The following is a 1,192-nucleotide window of genomic DNA, read 5'->3' as shown; positions in this document are numbered from 1 at the left end:
CACTTTCTTGCAACGCCTCAAGCTCATCGGGTCTGGTTGCCAAGTGCCAATACGTGCCGGTATGCCACAGCTTATCCGAGCAAACACCGATGTAGCGCGCATGAAAATTCGCCAACCAAGTAAGGCAGGCTCGTAGATGTTCTAGCTTTGCATCGGTGATGACTTTTGGAAAACCCGCCTCGGCGAGATCTTCCATCACAATGAGCCATTCATTCTCCGACTGGAACGTTTTTAAGCCTTGTGGAACCCGACAGTGCGAGTCCATGACACCGGAAAAATGCGCGTACCAACTGACTTCAACCTGATCAGAGTGCAGCTTCCTTTGGTGAGAACGGTCTGTATTCCAGCCTCTAGGGTGTTCAGAAGGTTTAGGCAATTTGACGTGTTTTACAATGACAGAGCGTTTAGCGAATATCAGCCGAACCAATTCTCCGTAACCGCCCCAAAGTGACTGGATTACTTCGCTCGACAGCAATGCACCGAGATCAAGATCCTGGCTGATATTTTGATACAAAAGGTGGTGGTCATTCATACTCAAGCAAGAAGATGCGACCAAGCTTGGTTACGGTTGATGTAATGCGCCACATACGGGCAAACCGGGTCGATTTTATAACCCAGTGCTTCAATTTCTGGGAGTACCGCTGCCATCATTACTTTGCCATAACCTTTGCCTCGCAGCTCTTCTGGTACGACCGTCGATGTTATGTGCATCACATCATTTTTCAACTCGTAGACCACTTTTGCTTTGAAGTCTTGCTCTAAATCAACCCAAAAGAGGCCACTTTCAGTGTCGTGAATCACTTTATGCATATCTTCTTCTCTAATTTTGTTACGGATTTATTGAATCAAACTATATCACTGAATAAAATCATTACCACGCAAAGACACCCAGTCGTTTAGTGCTAAATTTCATAGCAGTCACCTCTTCTCAAATCAGGTACGACAATAAGAATGAGAAATATGATAACCAGTGCCAGAGACGGCAATCTACCTCTGCAGAGTAAGAGAGCACCAGAACGTCAGGCCACCACATTAAACAGCACCGATGCAATGGCGATGGTTGAGCATGGTAGTGAAGTCACTCTCAATGTGACCACGCCTGTTGGAACGAAGTTCATCACCACCAGTACGTTTGTCGGCTGCCATTCTAACAATACGGCATTGATCGAAGTTCCGAATATTTCCGATGAAG

The 1,192-nt window shown here is 46.1% G+C and carries 1 protein-coding gene and 2 pseudogenes; 1 reads left to right on the top strand and 2 read right to left on the bottom strand.

Annotated features, from left to right (window positions below; translation table 11 throughout):
- Both R7Z78_RS24530 and R7Z78_RS24525 read right to left on the bottom strand, forming a co-directional pair.
- Nucleotides 1–532 (bottom strand): annotated as a pseudogene (locus R7Z78_RS24530) (phosphotransferase); the annotation flags it as partial.
- 2 nt (nucleotides 533–534) lie between these two features.
- On the bottom strand, nucleotides 535–810 hold the full coding sequence (locus R7Z78_RS24525; protein WP_169643809.1) for a GNAT family N-acetyltransferase: 276 nt from the start codon (nucleotides 808–810) through the stop codon (nucleotides 535–537).
- Nucleotides 811–960: 150 nt separating this feature from the next.
- Here R7Z78_RS24525 and R7Z78_RS24520 point away from each other — a divergent pair.
- Nucleotides 961–1,192: pseudogene (locus tag R7Z78_RS24520) on the top strand (hypothetical protein); the annotation flags it as partial.

Origin of the sequence: Vibrio sp. 1167, from assembly GCF_033340375.1 — a bacterium.
Taxonomy (GTDB): domain Bacteria; phylum Pseudomonadota; class Gammaproteobacteria; order Enterobacterales; family Vibrionaceae; genus Vibrio; species Vibrio alginolyticus.
The sequence above is the reverse complement of the archived record's forward strand: the minus strand, read 5'-3'. Positions and strand labels throughout refer to the sequence as shown.

Bases quoted from the DNA above. Each gene is read 5' to 3' on its own strand.
- R7Z78_RS24525 (WP_169643809.1), bottom strand. From the start codon at position 810: ATGCATAAAGTGATTCACGACACTGAAAGTGGCCTCTTTTGGGTTGAT.